Origin of the sequence: Streptomyces lucensis JCM 4490, assembly GCF_014650035.1 — a bacterium.
GTDB classification, from domain to species: domain Bacteria; phylum Actinomycetota; class Actinomycetes; order Streptomycetales; family Streptomycetaceae; genus Streptomyces; species Streptomyces lucensis.
The window spans coordinates 119185-136888 of record NZ_BMUE01000009.1 but is presented as its reverse complement, the minus strand read 5'-3'; the positions used below and the strand labels follow the sequence as shown (position 1 = coordinate 136888).

At 71.8% G+C, this 17704-nt stretch carries 14 protein-coding genes; 6 read left to right on the top strand and 8 right to left on the bottom strand.

From position 1 onward, the window contains the following. The first annotated feature begins 49 nt into the window (after nucleotides 1–49). On the top strand, nucleotides 50–745 hold the full coding sequence (locus tag IE177_RS21435) for an NUDIX hydrolase (RefSeq protein WP_190016985.1): 696 nt from the start codon (nucleotides 50–52) through the stop codon (nucleotides 743–745). 116 nt (nucleotides 746–861) lie between these two features. After that, entirely contained in the window at nucleotides 862–2061 is a 1200-nt protein-coding gene (locus tag IE177_RS21430; protein WP_190016984.1) for a MarP family serine protease, read from the top strand. Nucleotides 2062–2149: 88 nt separating this feature from the next. Here the strand turns inward: IE177_RS21430 and IE177_RS35110 are convergent, their stop codons facing one another. The 6 genes from IE177_RS35110 to IE177_RS21405 all read right to left on the bottom strand — a co-directional run bounded on the left by IE177_RS35110 (nucleotide 2150) and on the right by IE177_RS21405 (nucleotide 10089). Continuing rightward, the gene (locus IE177_RS35110; protein ID WP_078611785.1) at nucleotides 2150–2329 is read right to left on the bottom strand and encodes a hypothetical protein; all 180 of its coding nucleotides are present in this window, start codon (nucleotides 2327–2329) and stop codon (nucleotides 2150–2152) included. A 140-nt stretch (nucleotides 2330–2469) separates the two neighbouring features. After that, a complete protein-coding gene (locus tag IE177_RS21425; protein WP_190016983.1) occupies nucleotides 2470–3402 on the bottom strand; it encodes an alpha/beta fold hydrolase in 933 nt (310 codons plus the stop codon). After that, complete coding sequence (locus tag IE177_RS21420) at nucleotides 3399–3887, bottom strand: phage holin family protein (protein ID WP_190016982.1); 489 nt, start codon at nucleotides 3885–3887, stop codon at nucleotides 3399–3401. The genes IE177_RS21425 and IE177_RS21420 overlap by 4 nt, the downstream gene beginning before the upstream one ends. Before the next feature lie 55 nt (nucleotides 3888–3942). Then, the gene (nhaA, locus tag IE177_RS21415) at nucleotides 3943–5337 is read right to left on the bottom strand and encodes a Na+/H+ antiporter NhaA (protein WP_229816211.1); all 1395 of its coding nucleotides are present in this window, start codon (nucleotides 5335–5337) and stop codon (nucleotides 3943–3945) included. 254 nt (nucleotides 5338–5591) lie between these two features. Continuing rightward, nucleotides 5592–7547, bottom strand: coding sequence for an acetate--CoA ligase (gene acs / locus IE177_RS21410; protein WP_190016980.1), 1956 nt, complete (start codon nucleotides 7545–7547; stop codon nucleotides 5592–5594). 127 nt (nucleotides 7548–7674) lie between these two features. After that, nucleotides 7675–10089 (bottom strand): bifunctional SulP family inorganic anion transporter/carbonic anhydrase, encoded by a 2415-nt coding sequence (locus IE177_RS21405; protein ID WP_190016979.1) that lies wholly within the window; start codon nucleotides 10087–10089, stop codon nucleotides 7675–7677. Nucleotides 10090–10427: 338 nt separating this feature from the next. On the opposite strand from IE177_RS21405, the gene IE177_RS21400 reads away from it, so the two are divergent. Then, on the top strand, nucleotides 10428–11693 hold the full coding sequence (locus IE177_RS21400; protein ID WP_190016978.1) for a polysaccharide deacetylase family protein: 1266 nt from the start codon (nucleotides 10428–10430) through the stop codon (nucleotides 11691–11693). A 3-nt stretch (nucleotides 11694–11696) separates the two neighbouring features. On the opposite strand, the gene IE177_RS21395 is transcribed toward IE177_RS21400, so the two are convergent. After that, nucleotides 11697–12677 (bottom strand): ATP-binding protein, encoded by a 981-nt coding sequence (locus IE177_RS21395; RefSeq protein ID WP_190016977.1) that lies wholly within the window; start codon nucleotides 12675–12677, stop codon nucleotides 11697–11699. A gap of 101 nt (nucleotides 12678–12778) precedes the next feature. Between IE177_RS21395 and IE177_RS21390 the strand changes: the two genes are divergently transcribed. Then, nucleotides 12779–13603, top strand: coding sequence for a Fic family protein (locus IE177_RS21390; RefSeq protein WP_190016976.1), 825 nt, complete (start codon nucleotides 12779–12781; stop codon nucleotides 13601–13603). Between the two features lie 334 nt (nucleotides 13604–13937). Here IE177_RS21390 and IE177_RS21385 read toward each other — a convergent pair whose 3' ends face one another. Beyond that, nucleotides 13938–14768 carry an HAD-IB family hydrolase gene (locus IE177_RS21385; protein ID WP_190016975.1) on the bottom strand — a complete coding sequence of 277 codons (831 nt, stop codon included), beginning with the start codon at nucleotides 14766–14768 and terminating at the stop codon, nucleotides 13938–13940. Between the two features lie 601 nt (nucleotides 14769–15369). Here IE177_RS21385 and ssd point away from each other — a divergent pair. Then, complete coding sequence (gene ssd / locus IE177_RS21380; protein ID WP_190016974.1) at nucleotides 15370–16476, top strand: septum site-determining protein Ssd; 1107 nt, start codon at nucleotides 15370–15372, stop codon at nucleotides 16474–16476. After that, complete coding sequence (locus tag IE177_RS21375) at nucleotides 16473–17696, top strand: TadA family conjugal transfer-associated ATPase (protein ID WP_190016973.1); 1224 nt, start codon at nucleotides 16473–16475, stop codon at nucleotides 17694–17696. The genes ssd and IE177_RS21375 overlap by 4 nt, the downstream gene beginning before the upstream one ends. Nucleotides 17697–17704: the final 8 nt, after the last annotated feature.

Below are 17704 nucleotides of genomic sequence, written 5' to 3'. Positions count from 1 at the left end.
CGATGCAGGAGGCCCCGGGCGTTGGACAGGCGAGGCGACGGGGGTGGCGATGACCAGGGCCAGTGAGACGCGGGGCGGTGCGGTGACGCTCAGCACGGAAGGGCTGCCGGACTGGCTGGCGCCCGTCGCACGGGCCGCCGAGACGGTCGAGCCGCTCCAGCTCAGCCGCTTTCTGCCGCCGGAGAACGGCTCGGGACGGCAGTCCGCGGTGCTGATCCTCTTCGGCGAGGGCGAGCGCGGCCCCGAGCTGCTCCTGATGGAGCGCGCCGGCTCCCTGCGCTCCCACGCCGGGCAGCCGTCCTTCCCGGGCGGCGCCCTCGATCCCGAGGACGGCGATCCGCGCGGCGACGGACCGCTGCGGGCCGCGCTGCGCGAGGCCGAGGAGGAGACCGGCCTCGACCCGTCCGGCGTCCAGCTCTTCGGTGTCCTGCCCGCCCTCTACATCCCGGTCAGCCGCTTCGTCGTCACGCCCGTGCTCGGCTGGTGGCGCGAGCCCAGTCCGGTCGGCGTCGTCGACCCGAACGAGACCGCCCGGGTCTTCACCGTCCCCGTGGCGGATCTCACGGACCCCGCCAACCGCGCCACCACCGTCCACCCCAGCGGCCACCGAGGTCCGGCGTTCCTGGTCGAATCGGCTCTGGTCTGGGGTTTCACGGCCGGAGTGATCGACCGGTTGCTGCACTACGCGGGCTGGGAGCGCCCCTGGGACCGGGGGAAGCAGGTCCCGCTCGACTGGCGCTCATGACAGGGTGAACCCGTGCTGTGTTTCCCCGGGGGCGCCAGGTCCCTCTGCCACGGCGTGGCGGGCCGGGTCCCCGGCCGGGCTGTGGGGACCGGAGTGAGTAGGCGAGGCCTGAAGCGGTGAACGTGCTGGACATCCTGTTGCTGGTCGCGGCCGTGTGGTTCGCGGTCGTCGGCTACCGCCAGGGCTTCGTCGTCGGCATCCTGTCGGTGATCGGGTTCCTCGGCGGCGGACTCGTCGCCGTGTACACGCTGCCCGTCGTCTGGGACGCCGCGACCGACCGGGCGGACGTCGGCACCACGGCGTCCGTCATCGCCGTGGTCGTCGTCATCGTCTGCGCCTCCGTCGGCCAGGCACTCACCACCCACCTCGGCAACAAACTCCGCCGTCACATCACATGGTCGCCGGCCCGCGCCCTGGACGCCACCGGCGGCGCGCTGGTCAACGTCGTGGCGATGCTCCTGGTCGCCTGGCTGATCGGCTCCGCCCTCGCCGGTACGACGCTGCCGACGCTCGGCAAGGAGGTGCGCGGCTCCAAGGTGCTCCTCGGGGTCTCCAGAGCACTTCCCGCGCAGGCCGACACCTGGTTCGCCGACTTCTCCTCCGTCCTGGCGCAGAACGGCTTCCCGCAGGTCTTCAGCCCGTTCGCCAACGAGCCGATCAAGGACGTCCGGCCGCCCGACCCGGCCCTGGCGAGCAGCCCGGTGGCCGGGCGGGCCCAGCGCTCCATCGTCAAGGTCACCGGCACCGCCCAGAGTTGCGGCAAGGTCCTTGAGGGCACCGGCTTCGTCTTCGCCGACCGCCGGGTCATGACCAACGCGCACGTCGTCGGCGGGGTCGACGAGCCGACCGTGCAGATCGGCGGCGAGGGCCGCAAGTACGACGCGAAGGTCGTCCTGTACGACTGGAAGCGCGACATCGCCGTCCTGGACGTACCCGACCTGAGGGCGAAGGCCCTGAGGTTCACCGGCCGGGACGCGGCCGGCGGTGACGGCGCGATCGTCGCGGGCTTCCCGGAGAACGGCTCGTACGACGTGCGTGCCGCGCGCGTACGCGGGCGCATCACGGCCAACGGCCCCGACATCTACCACCGCGGCACGGTCCGCCGTGACGTCTACTCGCTGTACACGACCGTCCGCCAGGGCAACTCCGGCGGACCCCTGCTCACCCCTGACGGCAAGGTGTACGGCGTGGTCTTCGCCAAGTCCCTCGACGACGCCGACACCGGCTACGCCCTGACGGCGGACGAGATCCAGCACGACATCGCCCGGGGACGAACGGCGAACGAGCAGGTGGGGACCGACAGCTGCGCCCTTTGAACCCGCGGCAGGCCCTGTGAACCCGCGGCGGGGCCCCGTGAACCCCCGGCGGGGCCCCGTGAACCCGCGGCGGGGTCAGCCGCGGCCGTCAGCCGCGCGGGTGACGCAGACGCACCGAGACCCAGCGGGCCCGGCGGCGCAGGATGCGCGGGATCCCCACCCGCAGCTCCGCTTCCGCGAGTTGCGGGGTGCCTCGTTGAGGCGTGCTCAGACCCGTGGCCGAGCGGCGGTTGCGGGGTGCGTCACTGTAGTCGTGCGTCCAGCCCATACCCGGACGTGTGCCCCCGCCCGAAGGTCGATAACCGCCTGGGCGCCCCCCAATTGGCCTATGCGGAAGGCATGTGGCCGTTCGGGGGACAAGTGTTCAGCAAATCGGACACTCAACGCATCGAAACCGTCACCGTGCGATCACCGGTCGGGCTCGGGGTCCTTCAGCCAGCTGATCAGCTCGGAGGAGAACACCGCCGGGTCCTCCTCGTGCGGGAAGTGCCCCAGACCGTCGAACAGACGCCAGCGGTAGGGAGCTTCGACGTACTCGCCGGAACCGGCCGCGCTGCGCGTACGGGTCACCGGGTCCAGCGAGCCGTGCAGATGCAGCGTGGGCACCCGCACCGGCCGCTTCATCCGGCGGTAGAACTGGACGCCGTCCGGCCGGGCCAGCGAGCGCACCAGCCAGCGGTACGGCTCGATGGAGCAGTGCGCCGTGGACGGGATGCACATGGCCCGCTGGTACGTCTCCACGGTCTCGTCCTCCCGCAGCCGCGGCCCGGACCAGTCCCGGATCAGACGGCCCACCAGAGCGCCGCCGTCCGCGACGAGTTGACGCTCCGGCAGCCATGGCCGCTGGAAGCCCCAGATGTAGGAGCTGGCGGCCGTCTGCCGGGCGTCCCGCAGCATCGCCGCGCGCCAGCGCCGCGGGTGCGGCATCGAGACCACGACGAGGCGGCGCACGAGCTTGGGCCGCATCGCGGCCGCCGTCCACGCCAGATAGCCGCCCAGGTCGTGGCCGACCAGCGCGGCGTCCGGCTCGCCGAGCGAGCGGATCACGCCGGTGACGTCGAGGGCGAGGTTGGCCGGGTCGTACCCGCGGGGGGTGCGGTCGCTGCCGCCGACGCCCCGCAGGTCCATCGCCACCGCCCGGTAGCCGGCGTCCGCGAGCGCGGCCAGCTGGTGCCGCCAGGTCCACCAGAACTGCGGGAAGCCGTGCAGGAGCAGCACCAGGGGGCCGTCGCCGACTTCGGCGATGTGGAAGCGGGCGCCGTTGGCGGCGACGTCCCGGTGCGTCACCTTCCGGCCGTCGGGCAGATCGATCCGTACGGCCGAGGGGGCGGGTTCGGTCATGAGGACGAGCGTGCCACAGCTTCGATGGCCGCGGGGGTCCGGTCCTCGGGCAGCTCCGGCCGGGGGTGCGGCTTGGCGTTCTGCAGGACGCCGGCCGTCTCCTTCATCGAGGCGGCGACCTTCTGCGGGCCCTTGCTCTTCTTGGCCTTCTTCGCGAACAGAACGCCGATCAGGGCGAGACCGCCGGCGATCAGCACGTTCGCCGCGAAGGACAGCAGGAAGCAGACGCCCAGGTTCCAGTGGCTCCAGGTGCGGATGCCGTAGGCGAGGGCGAAGTTGAGCATCGGCAGCGAGAAGACCAGGACCGCGCCCGCCATCGAGAAGGCGCCGCCGCTCACCGCGCCGCGCTTCACGTCCTGCTTGAGCTGGGCCTTGGCCAGCGCGATCTCGTCGTGCACCAGCGCCGACAATTCGGTCGTCGCCGAGGCGAACAGCTGGCCGATGCTGCGTTCGGCGCCGACCGGGCTGCCGTCGGGTGCGCTCATCGCGTTCTCCCTCTGAGGTCTCTTCTGGCGTCTTGATTTGTACTGTCTCGTCAGATCATGCCGGACGGCCGCCCTCCTCGCCTGCCCCGCCCGGCACTTCCGCAAGCCCGTGGCGCGCCGCGGCGGCCCGCTCCGCGGCGATCCGCCGGTGCTCGGCCGCCTTGCGTTCCAGGATCTCGGCCATGCGCAGGTGGTACGCCGGGTCGTCCTGCTCGTAGACGTCCGGGATGCCGTCGAGGTCGTCGTCGCGCTCCTCTTCCTCCCACAGTCTGCGGTACTCGGCGTTGCGGATCTTCAGCAGTGCCGTCGCGCACACGGCCGCGATCAGTGATCCGGTGAGCACCGCCGCCTTCACCTCGTCGGTGAGGACCGGGTCGCCGCCGAAGGCCAGTTCGCCGATGAGCAGCGAGACCGTGAAGCCGATCCCGCCGAGGGCGGCCACCGCGAAGACGTCCCCCCAGGCGAGGCCGTCGCCGAGCGAGGCCCGGGTGAAGCGGACGGTCAGCCAGGTGCCACCGAAGATGCCGAGGGCCTTGCCGACGAACAGGCCGAGCACGACGCCGAGCGTCTCCGGCTTGGTGAACACGTCCCCGAGCGCCCCGCCCGAGACCGACACCCCGGCGCTGAACAGCGCGAACAGCGGGACGGCCAGCCCGGCCGACAAGGGCCGCACGAGGTGCTCGACACGTTCGCCGGGCGAGCGCTCCTGGTCCTCGGCCGGGGTGCAGCGCAGCATCAGGCCCATCGCCACGCCGGCGATGGTGGCGTGGACGCCGCTGTTGTACATCAGCGCCCAGATCGCCACGGCCAGCGGCACGTACACGTACCAGCCGCGAACGCCCCTGCGCAGCAGCAGCCAGAAGACCACCAGGCCGCCGACGGCCCCGCCGAGCGCGGCGAAGTCCAGCCGGTCGGTGAAGAAGACGGCGATGATCAGGATCGCGAAGAGGTCGTCGACGACCGCCAGGGTCAGCAGGAAGGCCCGCAGGGAGCTGGGCAGCGCGGTGCCGATCACTGCGAGGACGGCGAGCGCGAAGGCGATGTCGGTGGCGGTGGGCACCGCCCAGCCCTGCGTGGAGCCGTGCCCGGCCAGGGCGGTCACGGTGTAGACGAGCGCGGGTACGGCCATGCCGCACAGCGCGGCCACCACGGGCAGCACGGCCGCCTTGGGGTCCCGCAGGTCCCCGGCGACCAGCTCGCGTTTGAGCTCGATGCCGGCCACGAAGAAGAACACCGCGAGGAGGCCGTCGGCGGCCCAGTGGGCGACGGAGAGGTGCAGACCGAGCGCGCCGGGACCGAAGTGCAGATCGCTGACCGTCTCGTAGCTGTGGCGCAGGGCGGGGACGTTCGCCCAGACCAGCGCCGCCACGGCGGCCAGGAGCAGCAGGACACCGCCGACGGTCTCGGTGCGCAGCGCGTCCGTGACGAAGGTCCGCTCGGGCAGCGACATGCGTCCGAGGACCTTGCGGGGGGATTTCGGGGTGCGGGTCGCGGTCACGGCGGGACCTCCGGTGGGTGGGCAGGACGGCTCACATGCCGACCAGACTTCCCGGCGCACCTGTGCTTCTCTTCGCGTCTTGACGCTTTTGTTTACTTTACCTAACGGCACTGGCGACCGGAACCGGTGAGCCTCACGTTAGACGCGCAAGGGGGCACCCGGCGCGTCGTCGCCGGGTGCCCCCTTGCGGTGGCTCACCGCACCGGTCAGTCCTCGCTCGGCGTCGCCGGGAGCTTGGTCTGGATGAGGTCCATGACCGTGGAATCCGTCAGCGTGGTGACGTCGCCGAGCTGGCGGTTCTCGGCCACGTCCCGCAGCAGGCGGCGCATGATCTTCCCGGAGCGGGTCTTCGGCAGCTCCGCCACCGGCAGGATCCGCTTGGGCTTGGCGATCGGGCCGAGCGTGGCGCCCACGTGGTCGCGCAGCTCGCCGACGAGTGCCTCGTTCTCCGATGCCGTGCCGCGCAGGATCACGAAGGCGACGATCGCCTGGCCCGTGGTCTCGTCGGCGGCGCCCACGACGGCCGCCTCGGCGACCGACGGGTGCGAGACCAGCGCCGACTCCACCTCGGTGGTGGAGATGTTGTGCCCGGACACGAGCATGACGTCGTCCACCCGGCCCAGCAGCCAGATGTCCCCGTCGTCGTCCTTCTTCGCGCCGTCACCGGCGAAGTACTTGCCCTCGAAGCGGGACCAGTAGGTGTCGATGAACCGCTGGTCGTCGCCCCAGATGGTGCGCAGCATGGACGGCCACGGCTCGGTCAGCACCAGGTAGCCGCCACCGCCGTCGGGCACCTCGCTCGCCTCGTCGTCCACGACCGTCGCGCTGATGCCGGGCAGCGGGCGCTGCGCCGAGCCGGGCTTGGCCTCGGTGACGCCCGGCAGCGGCGAGATCATCATGGCGCCGGTCTCGGTCTGCCACCAGGTGTCCACGACGGGTGTGGAGTCGGCGCCGATGTGCCGCCGGTACCAGATCCACGCCTCGGGGTTGATGGGCTCGCCGACCGAGCCCAGGACCCGGAGGCTGCCGAGGTCGAACTTGGCGGGGATGTCGTCGCCCCACTTCATGAACGTGCGGATGGCGGTCGGCGCCGTGTAGAGGATCGTGACCTTGTACTTCTGCACGATCTCCCAGAACCGGCCCTGGTGCGGGGTGTCCGGCGTGCCCTCGTACATGACCTGGGTCGCGCCGTTGGCCAGCGGCCCGTAGACGATGTAGGAGTGCCCGGTGACCCAGCCGACGTCGGCCGTGCACCAGTACACGTCCGTCTCCGGCTTGAGGTCGAAGACCGCCCAGTGGGTGTACGCCGTCTGCGTGAGGTAGCCGCCGGAGGTGTGCAGGATGCCCTTCGGCTTCCCGGTCGTCCCCGAGGTGTAGAGGATGAAGAGCGGGTGCTCCGCCTCGAACGCCTCCGGGGTGTGCTCGGCCGACTGGCGTCCGACCAGGTCGTGCCACCAGACGTCGCGCTCGCCGCTCCAGGCCACGTCCTGCCCGGTGCGGCGCACCACCAGCACGTGCTCGACGTTGTCGACCTTGGTGATCGCCTCGTCCACGGCCGGCTTGAGAGCGGACGGCTTGCCGCGCCGGTAACCGCCGTCGGCGGTGATGACGACCTTGGCGTCCGCGTCCTTGATGCGGGTCGCGAGCGCGTCCGCCGAGAAGCCGCCGAAGACGACCGAGTGCGCGGCGCCGATCCGGGCGGAGGCGAGCATCGCGATCGCGGTCTCCGGGATCATCGGCATGTAGATGGCGACCCGGTCGCCCTTGCGGACACCCAGTTCCAGCAGGGCGTTGGCGGCGCGGGAGACCTCGTCCTTCAGCTCCGTGTAGGTGATCGAGCGGCTGTCGCCGGGCTCGCCCTCGAAGTGGATGGCGACGCGGTCCCCGTGCCCGGCCTCCACGTGCCGGTCCACGCAGTTGTACGCGACGTTCAGCTCGCCGTCCTTGAACCACTTGGCGAACGGCGGGTTCGACCAGTCCAGCGTCTCGGTCGGTTCCTTGGCCCAGGTCAGCCGGCGGGCCTGCTCGGCCCAGAAGCCGAGCCTGTCAGCCTTGGCCTGTTCGTACGCCTCCGCGGTGACGTTGGCGTGCGCGGCCAGGTCGGCGGGGGGCGCGAACCTGCGTTCTTCCTTGAGCAGGTTGGCCAGGCTTTCGTTGCTCACGACATCTCCCTTTCCAAGGGTGTCCGTTGTGTCCCAGGCCACAGCTCATCAGACGCGGGGGGCGATGACAAGGGCCGACCCCAAAATTGGTGTAGACCTGTCGTGGGGGTGGTCGGTCAGTGGCCGGTCACGCCGGGCTGCGGGCCTCCTCTCCTGCGGTGACGCCCGCGGCCAGGCCTTTCGCGCCTTCCGCAGGGGCCCCGTGCGAGCGGCCCCTGGTGACGTCTGCGACGACGCCCTCCGCGGCGACGCCCTCCGCGACGTCCTGGAACAGGCTCTCTCCTTCCGCTTCCGTGAGCAGATACGCCTGCGCCTCGCCGACGTGGAAGTACATGCCGTGCAGCTCCAGGAGTCCCTCGGCCAGCGCCCGGGCGACCGGGGCGTGCGCCCGCAGGTGGTCCAGCTGCTGGACCACGTGGGTCAGGCACAACTGCTCCGCCGCGTCCGCGCATTCCCGCCCGGCCAGCCGGGGCCGGGCGTGGCGCTCACCGGCCATCCGGTCGAGGCTCGGCTGCCCGTGTCGCAGCCACCGGCGCAGCGGGGTGCCGCCGCCGGCGCCCTCCGTGGCCAGCAGGGCCTGGATCGCCCCGCACCCGGAGTGCCCGCACACCGTGATCGAGCGCACCCCGAGCACGTCCACCGCGTACTCGATGGCGGCGGCGACCGAGTCGTCACCGTGTTCCTCGCCCGGTGGCGGCACCAGGTTGCCGACGTTGCGGACGACGAACAGGTCGCCCGGACCACTGGAGGTGATCATCGACGTGACGAGCCGGGAGTCGGCGCAGGTGAGGAAGAGCTGTGAGGGCCGCTGGCCCTCCCGGGCGAGCCGCGCCAGTTCCTTTCGCACCAGCGGCGCCGTGTTCCGCTGGAACGTGCTGATGCCGCGGGCCAGTTCGTGCGCCGCTTCCTGCCCTGCCGGGGCGGTGGGAGCTCCCGCGAAGCAGGACTGGTGGTTGCGCCACGGTGTCCAGGGCCGGCACCGGCACTCGGCGGCCGCGGCCGGCCCGGCGGTCCGGATTCCATCGCGCCGGCCCGACAGCTCTGCCGTGCCGCCCCGCGCGGTGTGGGAGCTGCGCCAGTCCTGCAGTGACTCATAGGCCGCGTGGTCCATGAACGACCCGTCCAACTGCACGACCGCGTGGGCGCCTTGGGGTACGAGGTGCAGGGCTCTGCTCAGCCGGGGCACCGCGAGGAACGTCAGCTGGCCGCGAACGTGCAGGTGGTGGACTCCTTCCCTCTCGTGATGCGTGATGCGGGTGCGGGCGAGGCGGTGCAGGGCGACGGCGACCGCCGCGGTGACCCCGAGGAGCACGCCCTCCAGGACGTTGAGGAGCACCACACCGAGCGTGGTCACGACGTAGACCGGCACTTCGCGGTGGCGTGTCACCGTGCGGATGTGGTGCAGGGACACCATCTGGATGCCGACGGCCATCACCAGGGCTGCGAGGGAGGCGAGCGGGATCCCCTCCAGGACCGGGACCATCAGCAGCGCGGCGACCACTACGAGAACGCCGTGCAGCATCGTGGAGTTCCGGCTCACGGCGCCCGATCTCACATTGGCGGTACTGCGCACCGCCACCCCGGCGACCGGCAGTCCGCCGAGTGCCCCGGAGACGATGTTGGCGGCGCCCTGGCCCAGTAGCTCCCGGTCAAGGTCCGAGCGGCCGGCATGGGGCTGCGGTCCGGGCCGGGCCGCGACCAGCTTGTCGACGGCCACCGCGCCGAGCAGCGACTGCACGCTGCACACCAGGGTCGTCGTGAGCACGGCTGCCGCGATGCCGAGCGCCGGGCCCTCGGGCAGGCCGGCCAGCGCGTGGCTGCTCCAGGAAGGCAGGTCGACCCGGGGGAGGGTCAGCCCGGTGAGGGCGGCCACCGAGGTGGCGCCGGCGACGGCGACGAGTGCGGCCGGTACCTTGCGCAGGCTCCGGCCGGCGCGGCCGGGCAGGCGCGGCCAGGCCAGCAGCAGTGCCAGGGTCAGCGCACTCGTGATCACGGCAGCCGGGTGCAGATGGGCCAACTGGGCGGGCAGTGCGCGCACATTGGCGAGGACGGAGCTGTCCGGGCTGCCGCCGAGGACGATGTGCAACTGGGCCACGGCGATGGTGATGCCGATGCCGGCGAGCATGCCGTGCACCACGGCCGGGCTGACGGCGAGCGCTCCGCGGGCCACCCGCAGGCAGCCGAGCCCGAGCTGGGCGAGACCGGCGAGGACGGTGATGCCGCAAGTGGTCCGCCAGCCGTAACGGTGGATCAGGTCGGCGGTGACGACGGTGAGTCCGGCCGCGGGGCCGCTGACCTGCAGCGGGCAGCCGCCCAGTCGGCCCGCGACGATCCCGCCGACCGCGGCGGCGACGAGTCCGGCCTGCAGCGGTGCGCCGGTGGCCAGGGCGATGCCGAGGGAGAGCGGCAGGGCGATCAGGAAGACCGCGACGGCCGCGGACACGTCGGCGCCGTCGACGAGGCGCCGACGGCGGCGGCCCGGTGGGGGGCTGTGCGGCGGGTGGGGGTGCTGGGCGTGAGGTGGTGCGCAGGCTGAGGGCATGGTCCCGTCTCCTCCGGGGCGGCGCGGTCGCGGTCTGAGTGGGGCCCGCGTCGATGGCGGGGTCGGTCGCGGCCGTGAGTCACGGCGTACAGCGGCGGGATGAGGTGACGCTTGGTAAATGAACCGTAATGCAGAGTAAAGACAATGCATAGCTTTCCGAGGCAAACGGCACAGAGGATCACACCCTCGGGTGAACCAAATGCATTTGATCGGTTTGTCGTACTAATTCCCTCCCGGTCCCGTGCGACCTTGGCGGCGCCGTCGGCGTAAGCCCGGCACATCACCAGCAAAGGCCCTCGTCAGCGCGTGTCCGAGAGAAGGAAGAAGGTGGGCGGAACATGGCCGCCACCCAGAGGATCGCCGTCGGTGCCGTGGTCACCGCGGCCTGTGCCGCGTCGCTCGCCGGCTGTGCGACCGGCTCCAGTGGCTCGAAGGAAGGGGTCTCCGGCCCGCAGCAGGGAGCACCGGCGCCGGGGAGCGTGGTCCGGCTGATCGGCGACGGCTCCACCGCGTACACCGGCTCGCAGCCGCACCTGCCGAGTCCCGAGCGGCTCAAGCCGGGTGAGAAGCCCCCGCAGTTCGTCGTGTTCTCCTGGGACGGCGCGGGCGAGGACAGTCAGAAGCTGTTCTCGCACTTCCGCAAGGTCTCCAAGGAGAACCACGCCACCATGACGTACTTCCTCAGCGGCGTGTACCTGCTGCCCGAGGAGAAGCGCGACCTGTACAAGCCGCCGCAGCACTCGCCTGGCAGCTCCGACATCGGATTCAACGACGAGCGGGGCATCGCCGACACCCTGAGGCAGGTCCGGCTGGCCTGGCTGGAGGGCAACGAGATCGGCACCCACTTCAACGGCCACTTCTGCGGGCCTGACGGCGGCGTCGGCACCTGGTCGGTGGAGGAGTGGAAGAGCGAGATCGCCCAGGCCAAGCAGTTCGTGAAGAACTGGAAGACCAACACCGGCATGAAGCGGTCCTCGCCGCTGCCCTTCGACTACGACAAGGAGCTGATCGGCGGCCGCACCCCCTGCCTGGAAGGGCAGAAGAACTTCCGCAAGGCCGCCCGCCAGCTGGGCCTGCGCTACGACTCCAGCGGTGTCGACGACCAGGTCTGGCCCGAGAAGAAGGACGGGCTGTGGGACCTGTCGATGCAGCTGGTGCCCTTCCCCGGCCACACCTACGAACAGCTGACCATGGACTACAACTTCATGGTCAACCAGTCGGGCACGCAGACCCAGGGCGACCCCGACATGTTCGACTACTGGGGCGACCAGATGCGCGACGGCCTGATCAAGGGCTTCTACCGGGCCTACGACGGCAACCGCGCGCCCTTGGTCATCGGCAACCACTTCGAGTCCTGGAACGGCGGCACCTACATGCGCGCCATTGACGAGGTGGTGCGGGAGGTGTGCAACAAGCCCGAGGTGCGCTGCGTCTCGTTCCGTCAGCTGGCCGACTGGCTGGACGCCCAGAACCCGGAGACCCTGCGCAGGCTGCGCACCCTGGAGGTGGGTGAGGCGCCCCGGCAGGGCTGGGCGTCCTTCCTCTCCGGCCGCCCGGCCCCGGCGCCCAAGGGCGTGCCCGGGGCGCCGGCCGTCAAGCAGTAGGCGTCAGGCGGGAGCCGCCAGCCCCTCGCCGAGGACGAATCCGGGGTCGACCTGCGCCGCCAGGTCGGCCCCGGTGCGCTCGTTGCCCCACGCCTCGGCGTTCTTCAGGTGGAAGTGCACCATCTGACGGGTGTACCGGTCCCAGTCGCGCTGTGCGTACGTGGCGTCCGCGGTGGCCCGGAGGGTCTGCAGGGCGCGGGAGCAGCCCTCCTCGAGGAGCTCGAACCGCGGCGGGCGGCCCTTCTCCATGGCGCGCACCCAGTCCGAGCGCCCGACCGTCACCAGCAGGTCGTCCCCGACCTCCGCGCGCAGGAAGTCGATGTCGTCCTGCTCCTGGACCTTGTTGCCGACGACCTTGAGGGCGACGTCGAAGTCGCGGGCGTAGTCCTTGTACTGGCGGTAGACGGACACCCCCTTGCGGGTCGGCTCGGCGACGAGGAACGTGACGTCGAAGCGGGTGAACATGCCGGAGGCGAAGGAGTCCGAACCCGCCGTCATGTCGACCACGACGTACTCGTCGGGGCCGTCGACGAGGTGGTTCAGGAACAGCTCCACCGCTCCGGTCTTGGAGTGGTAGCAGGCGACCCCCAGGTCGGCGTCGCTGAAGGGGCCGGTGACCATCAGACGGACGGCGCCGCCGTCGAGTTCCACCGGACGCGCGCAGGCGTCGTAGACCGGGTTGGGCTCCCGCACCTGGACCAGCCGCGAGCCCTCACCGGGCGGGGTGGTCTTGATCATCGTCGCGGCGGATGGGATGCGCGGATTGTGCCCCCGCAGATAGTCCTTGATCAGTGGCAGCCGTTCACCCATCGCGGGCAGTGCGGCCGCCTCCGCCTCGTCGAGGCCGAGCGCCGGGCCCAGGTGCTGGTTGATGTCGGCGTCGATGGCGAGCACCGGCGCTCCGGCGGCCACGAGGTGACGGACGAAGAGGGAGGAGAGCGTGGTCTTTCCGCTGCCGCCCTTCCCGACGAAAGCAATTTTCATGTTCACGAAGAGTAGTCGACTTGTAGCTGTGCGTACCTTGGCGAAGTGAAGAAGACCACTCCTTCGTGGGGTCGGCCGATGGGGTGCGTAGTGTCGTACTCATGAGTACGACAGGCGCGACCGCCGATCCGCTCGCGGCCCTGGGCGCACTGCCCGGTGTGGCCGAGTCCGTGGAGTCCGTGCGCAAGGCCGTGGACCGGGTCTACGGGCACCGGATCATGCGGCGCCGCAGTAATGCGATCACCTCCGAGGCGGCTCTGCGCGGTGCCCGGGGCTCGGCTGCGCTGTCCGGCGCGGACTGGGCGCTGGAGGAGGTGCGCAGGCGTACCGACTTCAGCGCCGACACCGAGGCGCGCGTGGTGGGCGCGGCCCTTCGGCTGTCGGCCGAGGCCGGGCAGCTGCTGTCCATCTGGCGGCAGTCGCCCCTGCGGGTGCTGGCCCGGCTGCATCTGGTGGCCGCGGCGGGCCAGGACGAGCGGGTCGGGAGGCCGCGCCAGGCCGGCGAGCCGGTGGACGAGCCGCTGGTCGAGCTGCCGCTGCCGGACGCCCAGGAGGTGTCCGGCCGCCTGGAGGGGCTGGCCGACCTCATCGTCGCCGGAACGTCCGCACCCGCGCTGGTGACGGCCGCCGTGGTGCACGGCGAGCTGCTCGCGCTGCGCCCGTTCGTGTCCCACAACGGGCTCGTCGCGCGCGCGGCGGAGCGGATCGTGCTGATCGGCAGCGGCCTGGACCCGAAGTCGGTCTGCCCGGCCGAGGTCGGCCACGCGGAACAGGGCCGCGCCTCCTACCTGGCCGCGCTGGACGGATACGTCTCCGGCACGCCCGAGGGCGTGGCCGCCTGGGTCGCCCACTGCGGCAGGGCTGTCGAGCTGGGTGTGCGCGAGTCGACGGCGGTGTGCGAGGCGCTGCAGCGCGGCGCGGCCTGAGAAGAACGCCCCGGACACGGGTTGCGGCGGTACGAGAAGTCGTACCGCCGCTGGCATGCACGCCCGGTTACCAAGCGTCCTCGATATTCGCCCATCAGGTCGGGGTGCTTTGCCCGTCACCTGGTGCGGCTGGCCCGTAATCGACGGGTCGACGTCGCGTGGGTGCCCGGTGTACATGCGGGGTCCGTGGGCCAAGTGCGTAGTGTCAGGTGATCCTCTCGGATGTCCTTTGGTCTCGCGGGCCTGACTTCTTTGTACCGCGAGCCGCGAGGAAGTGGAAGCCCTGCCCGCACTTCTTTGCCTTGAGGTGCGAACAGGGACGAAAAGGACCTCTTCAGGCGGTGCTGCGGCGCTTGCTGGCGTACCAGACGAGTCCTGCGGTGGCGGCGGCGGCTCCGATCGCCGCCGCCGCGACCAGGGCGGGGCGCGGCGGGACGGAGAGCGTGGGCAGCCGCTTCTTCAGCCGGACGGGGCGGCGGAACTCCAGTACCGGCCATCCGCGCGCGGCCGCCTCGCGGCGCAGGGCGCGGTCCGGGTTCACCGCGTGGGGGTGGCCGACCGCCTGGAGCATCGGCAGGTCGGTCGCGGAGTCGCTGTAGGCGTAGCAGCGGTCGAGGTCGTAGCCCTCGGAGGCGGCCAGTTCCCGGATGGCCTCGGCCTTGGTCGGGCCGTAGGCGTAGTACTCCACCTCCCCGGTGAAGCAGCCGTCCTCGCCGACGACCATGCGGGTGGCCACCACCCGGTCCGCGCCCAGCAGCTCCCCGACCGGTTCGACCACCTCGGCGCCGGAGGTGGACACGATGACCACGTCCCGCCCGGCTGTGTGGTGCTCCTCGATGAGGGAGGCGGCCTCGTCGTAGATGATCGGGTCGATCAGGTCGTGCAGGGTCTCGGCGACGATCTCCCTGACCTGCTGGACGTTCCAGCCGCGGCACAGGTCGGACAGATACTCGCGCATGCGCTCCATCTGGTCGTGGTCGAGGCCGCCGGCCAGGAAGACGAACTGGGCGTATGCGGTACGCAGCGCGGCCCTGCGGTTGATCAGCCCGCCTTGGTAGAAGGACTTGCTGAAGGTGAGCGTGCTCGACTTCGCAATGACCGTCTTGTCCAGGTCAAAGAAGGCCGCGGCGCGGGGCAAGGAGTGGTTTTCCACATCCCTGAGCATAGGGGCCCACCATTCGGCGTAAGGTGTGGCGTGTGGGTTTGCCTGAGAAGGCTCTCGGGTACACCATGGAAGTCACGGATCGTTCGCGACCGTGCTAACCCGGCCCGACTCCTCCCCCCCCGAGTCGGCCGTGGGGACGACCCCCGCTCTCCCCCCCGGCGGGGGTCGTCGCATGTCCGGGTACGTTTTCCCACCTCCCCTCTCTGTTTCAAGGCCCCTGCGGCCGGCGCTGTGACCGCTCCGGGCGCCGCTTTGCCATGCTCATGATTCATTACTCGCCGTAATCGCCGGATTGCTCTGTGAATGCCGCACAACGGCCGGTGCGGGGGCCGCCGGCAGGTCACCGGTACGGGTGACGGCGATATTCACAGCTTCGGAGTTGTCCACGGTTTTCGACCAAGATCCACACGATTTCGGAGATCGCGGCACCGTGATTCCAGCGCGCTCGGCACGGCGAGTTCATGGCCGGTTCTGATTGCCGCGGCGCCTATGGCCGGTTCCTTTCGGCCGCTCATATGGAGGCCGCTCGCCGGTTCTTCACATCCACGGGAATCGCACGACCGCCATGGCCGCGCGCCCATGCAGCGAAGGGGGAACACACGTGACCGGAACCGTCACCCACGACCCGCCGCCCACGGCGGAAGGCCGGCCCGGACGGCCGCTCATCGTCACCGAGGACGCCGGTCTCCTGGACGATCTGCTGCGTCTGTGCGCGGCAGCCGGCGCCACGCCCGAAGTCCGCCACGGCGTACCGGAGCACGGCGACGGCTGGGAGGACGCCCCGCTCGTCCTCGTCGGCGACGACGCCGCCCGCCGCGTCCGCGGGGCCGCGCGCCGCCGCGGAGTGGTGCTGGTCGGCCGCGACCAGGACGACCCGGGAGTGTGGAAACGAGCCGTGCGGATCGGCGCCGACCACGTCCTCATGCTGCCCGACGGTGAGCAGTGGCTGGTCGACCGCATCGCCGACGTGGCCGAGGGCGTCGGCCGCCCCGCCCTGACCGTCGGGGTGATCGGCGGCCGGGGCGGAGCCGGCGCGTCCACGCTCGCCTGCGCACTCGCCGTCACCTCGGCACGCGAGGGACTGCGCACCCTCCTCGTGGACGCCGATCCGCTCGGCGGCGGACTCGACGTGCTCCTGGGCGGCGAGAGCGCCGACGGACTGCGCTGGCCCGCCTTCGCCGCATCCCGCGGCCGGGTCGGCGGCGGCGCCCTGGAGGAGTCGCTGCCCGAGCTGCACGCCCTGCGGGTGCTCAGCTGGGACCGCGGCGACTGCGTCGCCGTCCCGCCCCCGGCCGTGCGCGCGGTCCTCGCCGCCGCCCGCCGACGCGGCGGCACCGTCGTGGTCGACCTGCCCCGCCGTCTGGACGACGGGGTCGCCGAGGCCCTCGCCCAGCTCGACTTGGCTCTGCTCGTCGTCCCCGCCGAACTGCGGGCGGTCGCCGCCGCGGGCCGGGTCGCGTCCGCCCTCGGGATGGTCGTGCGCGACGTGCGGGTCGCGGTGCGCGGCCCCTACGCGCCGGGCCTGGACGACCAGGCGGTGGCCCGGCTGCTCGACCTGCCCCTGGCCGGCGAGCTGCCCGTCGAACCGGCACTGCTGCGCCCCCGGACAGGCGCCAAACCCCCGGGCGCCGGCGCGCACAGTCCCCTCGCCCGCTTCTGCGCGGACTTCTGGGAGCGAGCGCTCGTCGAGGCCGGAGGCACCCGATGACGTTCCCCGGACTCGACCGGGCCGACTGCGCGGCCCTGCTCGACGGCGTACGGCGCCGGCTGGCCGAGAGCGGTGCCGAACCAACACCCGCGCGCGTGGCCCAGGCGCTGCGCGAACAGGGCCGGGTGCTCGGCGACGCCGAGGTCCTCGGCGCGGCACGGCACCTGAGGTCGGAACTCGTCGGCACCGGCCCGCTGGAGCCGCTGCTCGCCGACGCGGACGTCACCGACGTCCTGGTGTCCGCGCCGGATCGCGTGTGGGTGGACCGTGGTGGCGGCCTGGAACTGACACCGGTGACCTTCCCGGACGCGGCAGCCGTACGACGCCTCGCGCAGCGGCTCGCCGCCGTGGCCGGACGCCGGCTGGACGACGCCCGGCCCTGGGCGGACGCCCGGCTGCCCGACGGAACACGGCTGCACGCGGTGCTGCCCCCGGTCGCCGTCGGCTGCACCTGCCTTTCCCTGCGGGTCGTACGGCCCCGGGCGTTCACACTGCGGGAACTGGTGGAGGCGGGCACCGTGCCGCCCGGCGGCGACCGGATCCTGCGGGCACTGCTGGACGCCCGGCTGTCCTTCCTCGTCAGCGGAGGCACCGGAACCGGGAAGACGACCCTGCTCAGCGCACTGCTGGGCCTGACCGGGCCGGACGAGCGGATCGTGCTCGCCGAGGACTCGGCCGAGCTCAGACCGGATCACCCCCACGTGGTGCGGCTGGAGACCCGGCCCGCCAACCAGGAGGGTGCCGGCCTGGTCACGCTGGAGGACCTCGTCCGGCAGGCGCTGCGGATGCGGCCCGACCGGCTGGTCGTCGGCGAGGTGCGCGGACCCGAGGTCGTGCATCTGCTCGCGGCACTCAACACGGGCCATGAAGGCGGTTCGTGCACGATCCACGCCAATGCCGCCGCGGACGTACCGGCGCGCCTGGAGGCGCTCGCCACGGCCGCCGGGCTGGACCGAGCCGCCCTGCACAGCCAGCTGGCGGCCGCCCTCTCCGTTGTGCTGCACCTCGTACGGGACCGCTCCGGACGGCGCCGGATCGCCGAAGTGCACGTGCTGGAGCGGGATACCACCGGGCTGGTGCGGACGGTGCCGGCGCTGCGCTGGGGCGACCGCGCCTTCACACGGGAGCGCGGGTGGGAGCGGCTGGAGCGGCTGCTCGACGGCTCCGCGGCACGAACGGGTCCGGGGCCGGCAGCGCGAACAGGTTCGGAGGACGAGTGAGTGAGGCG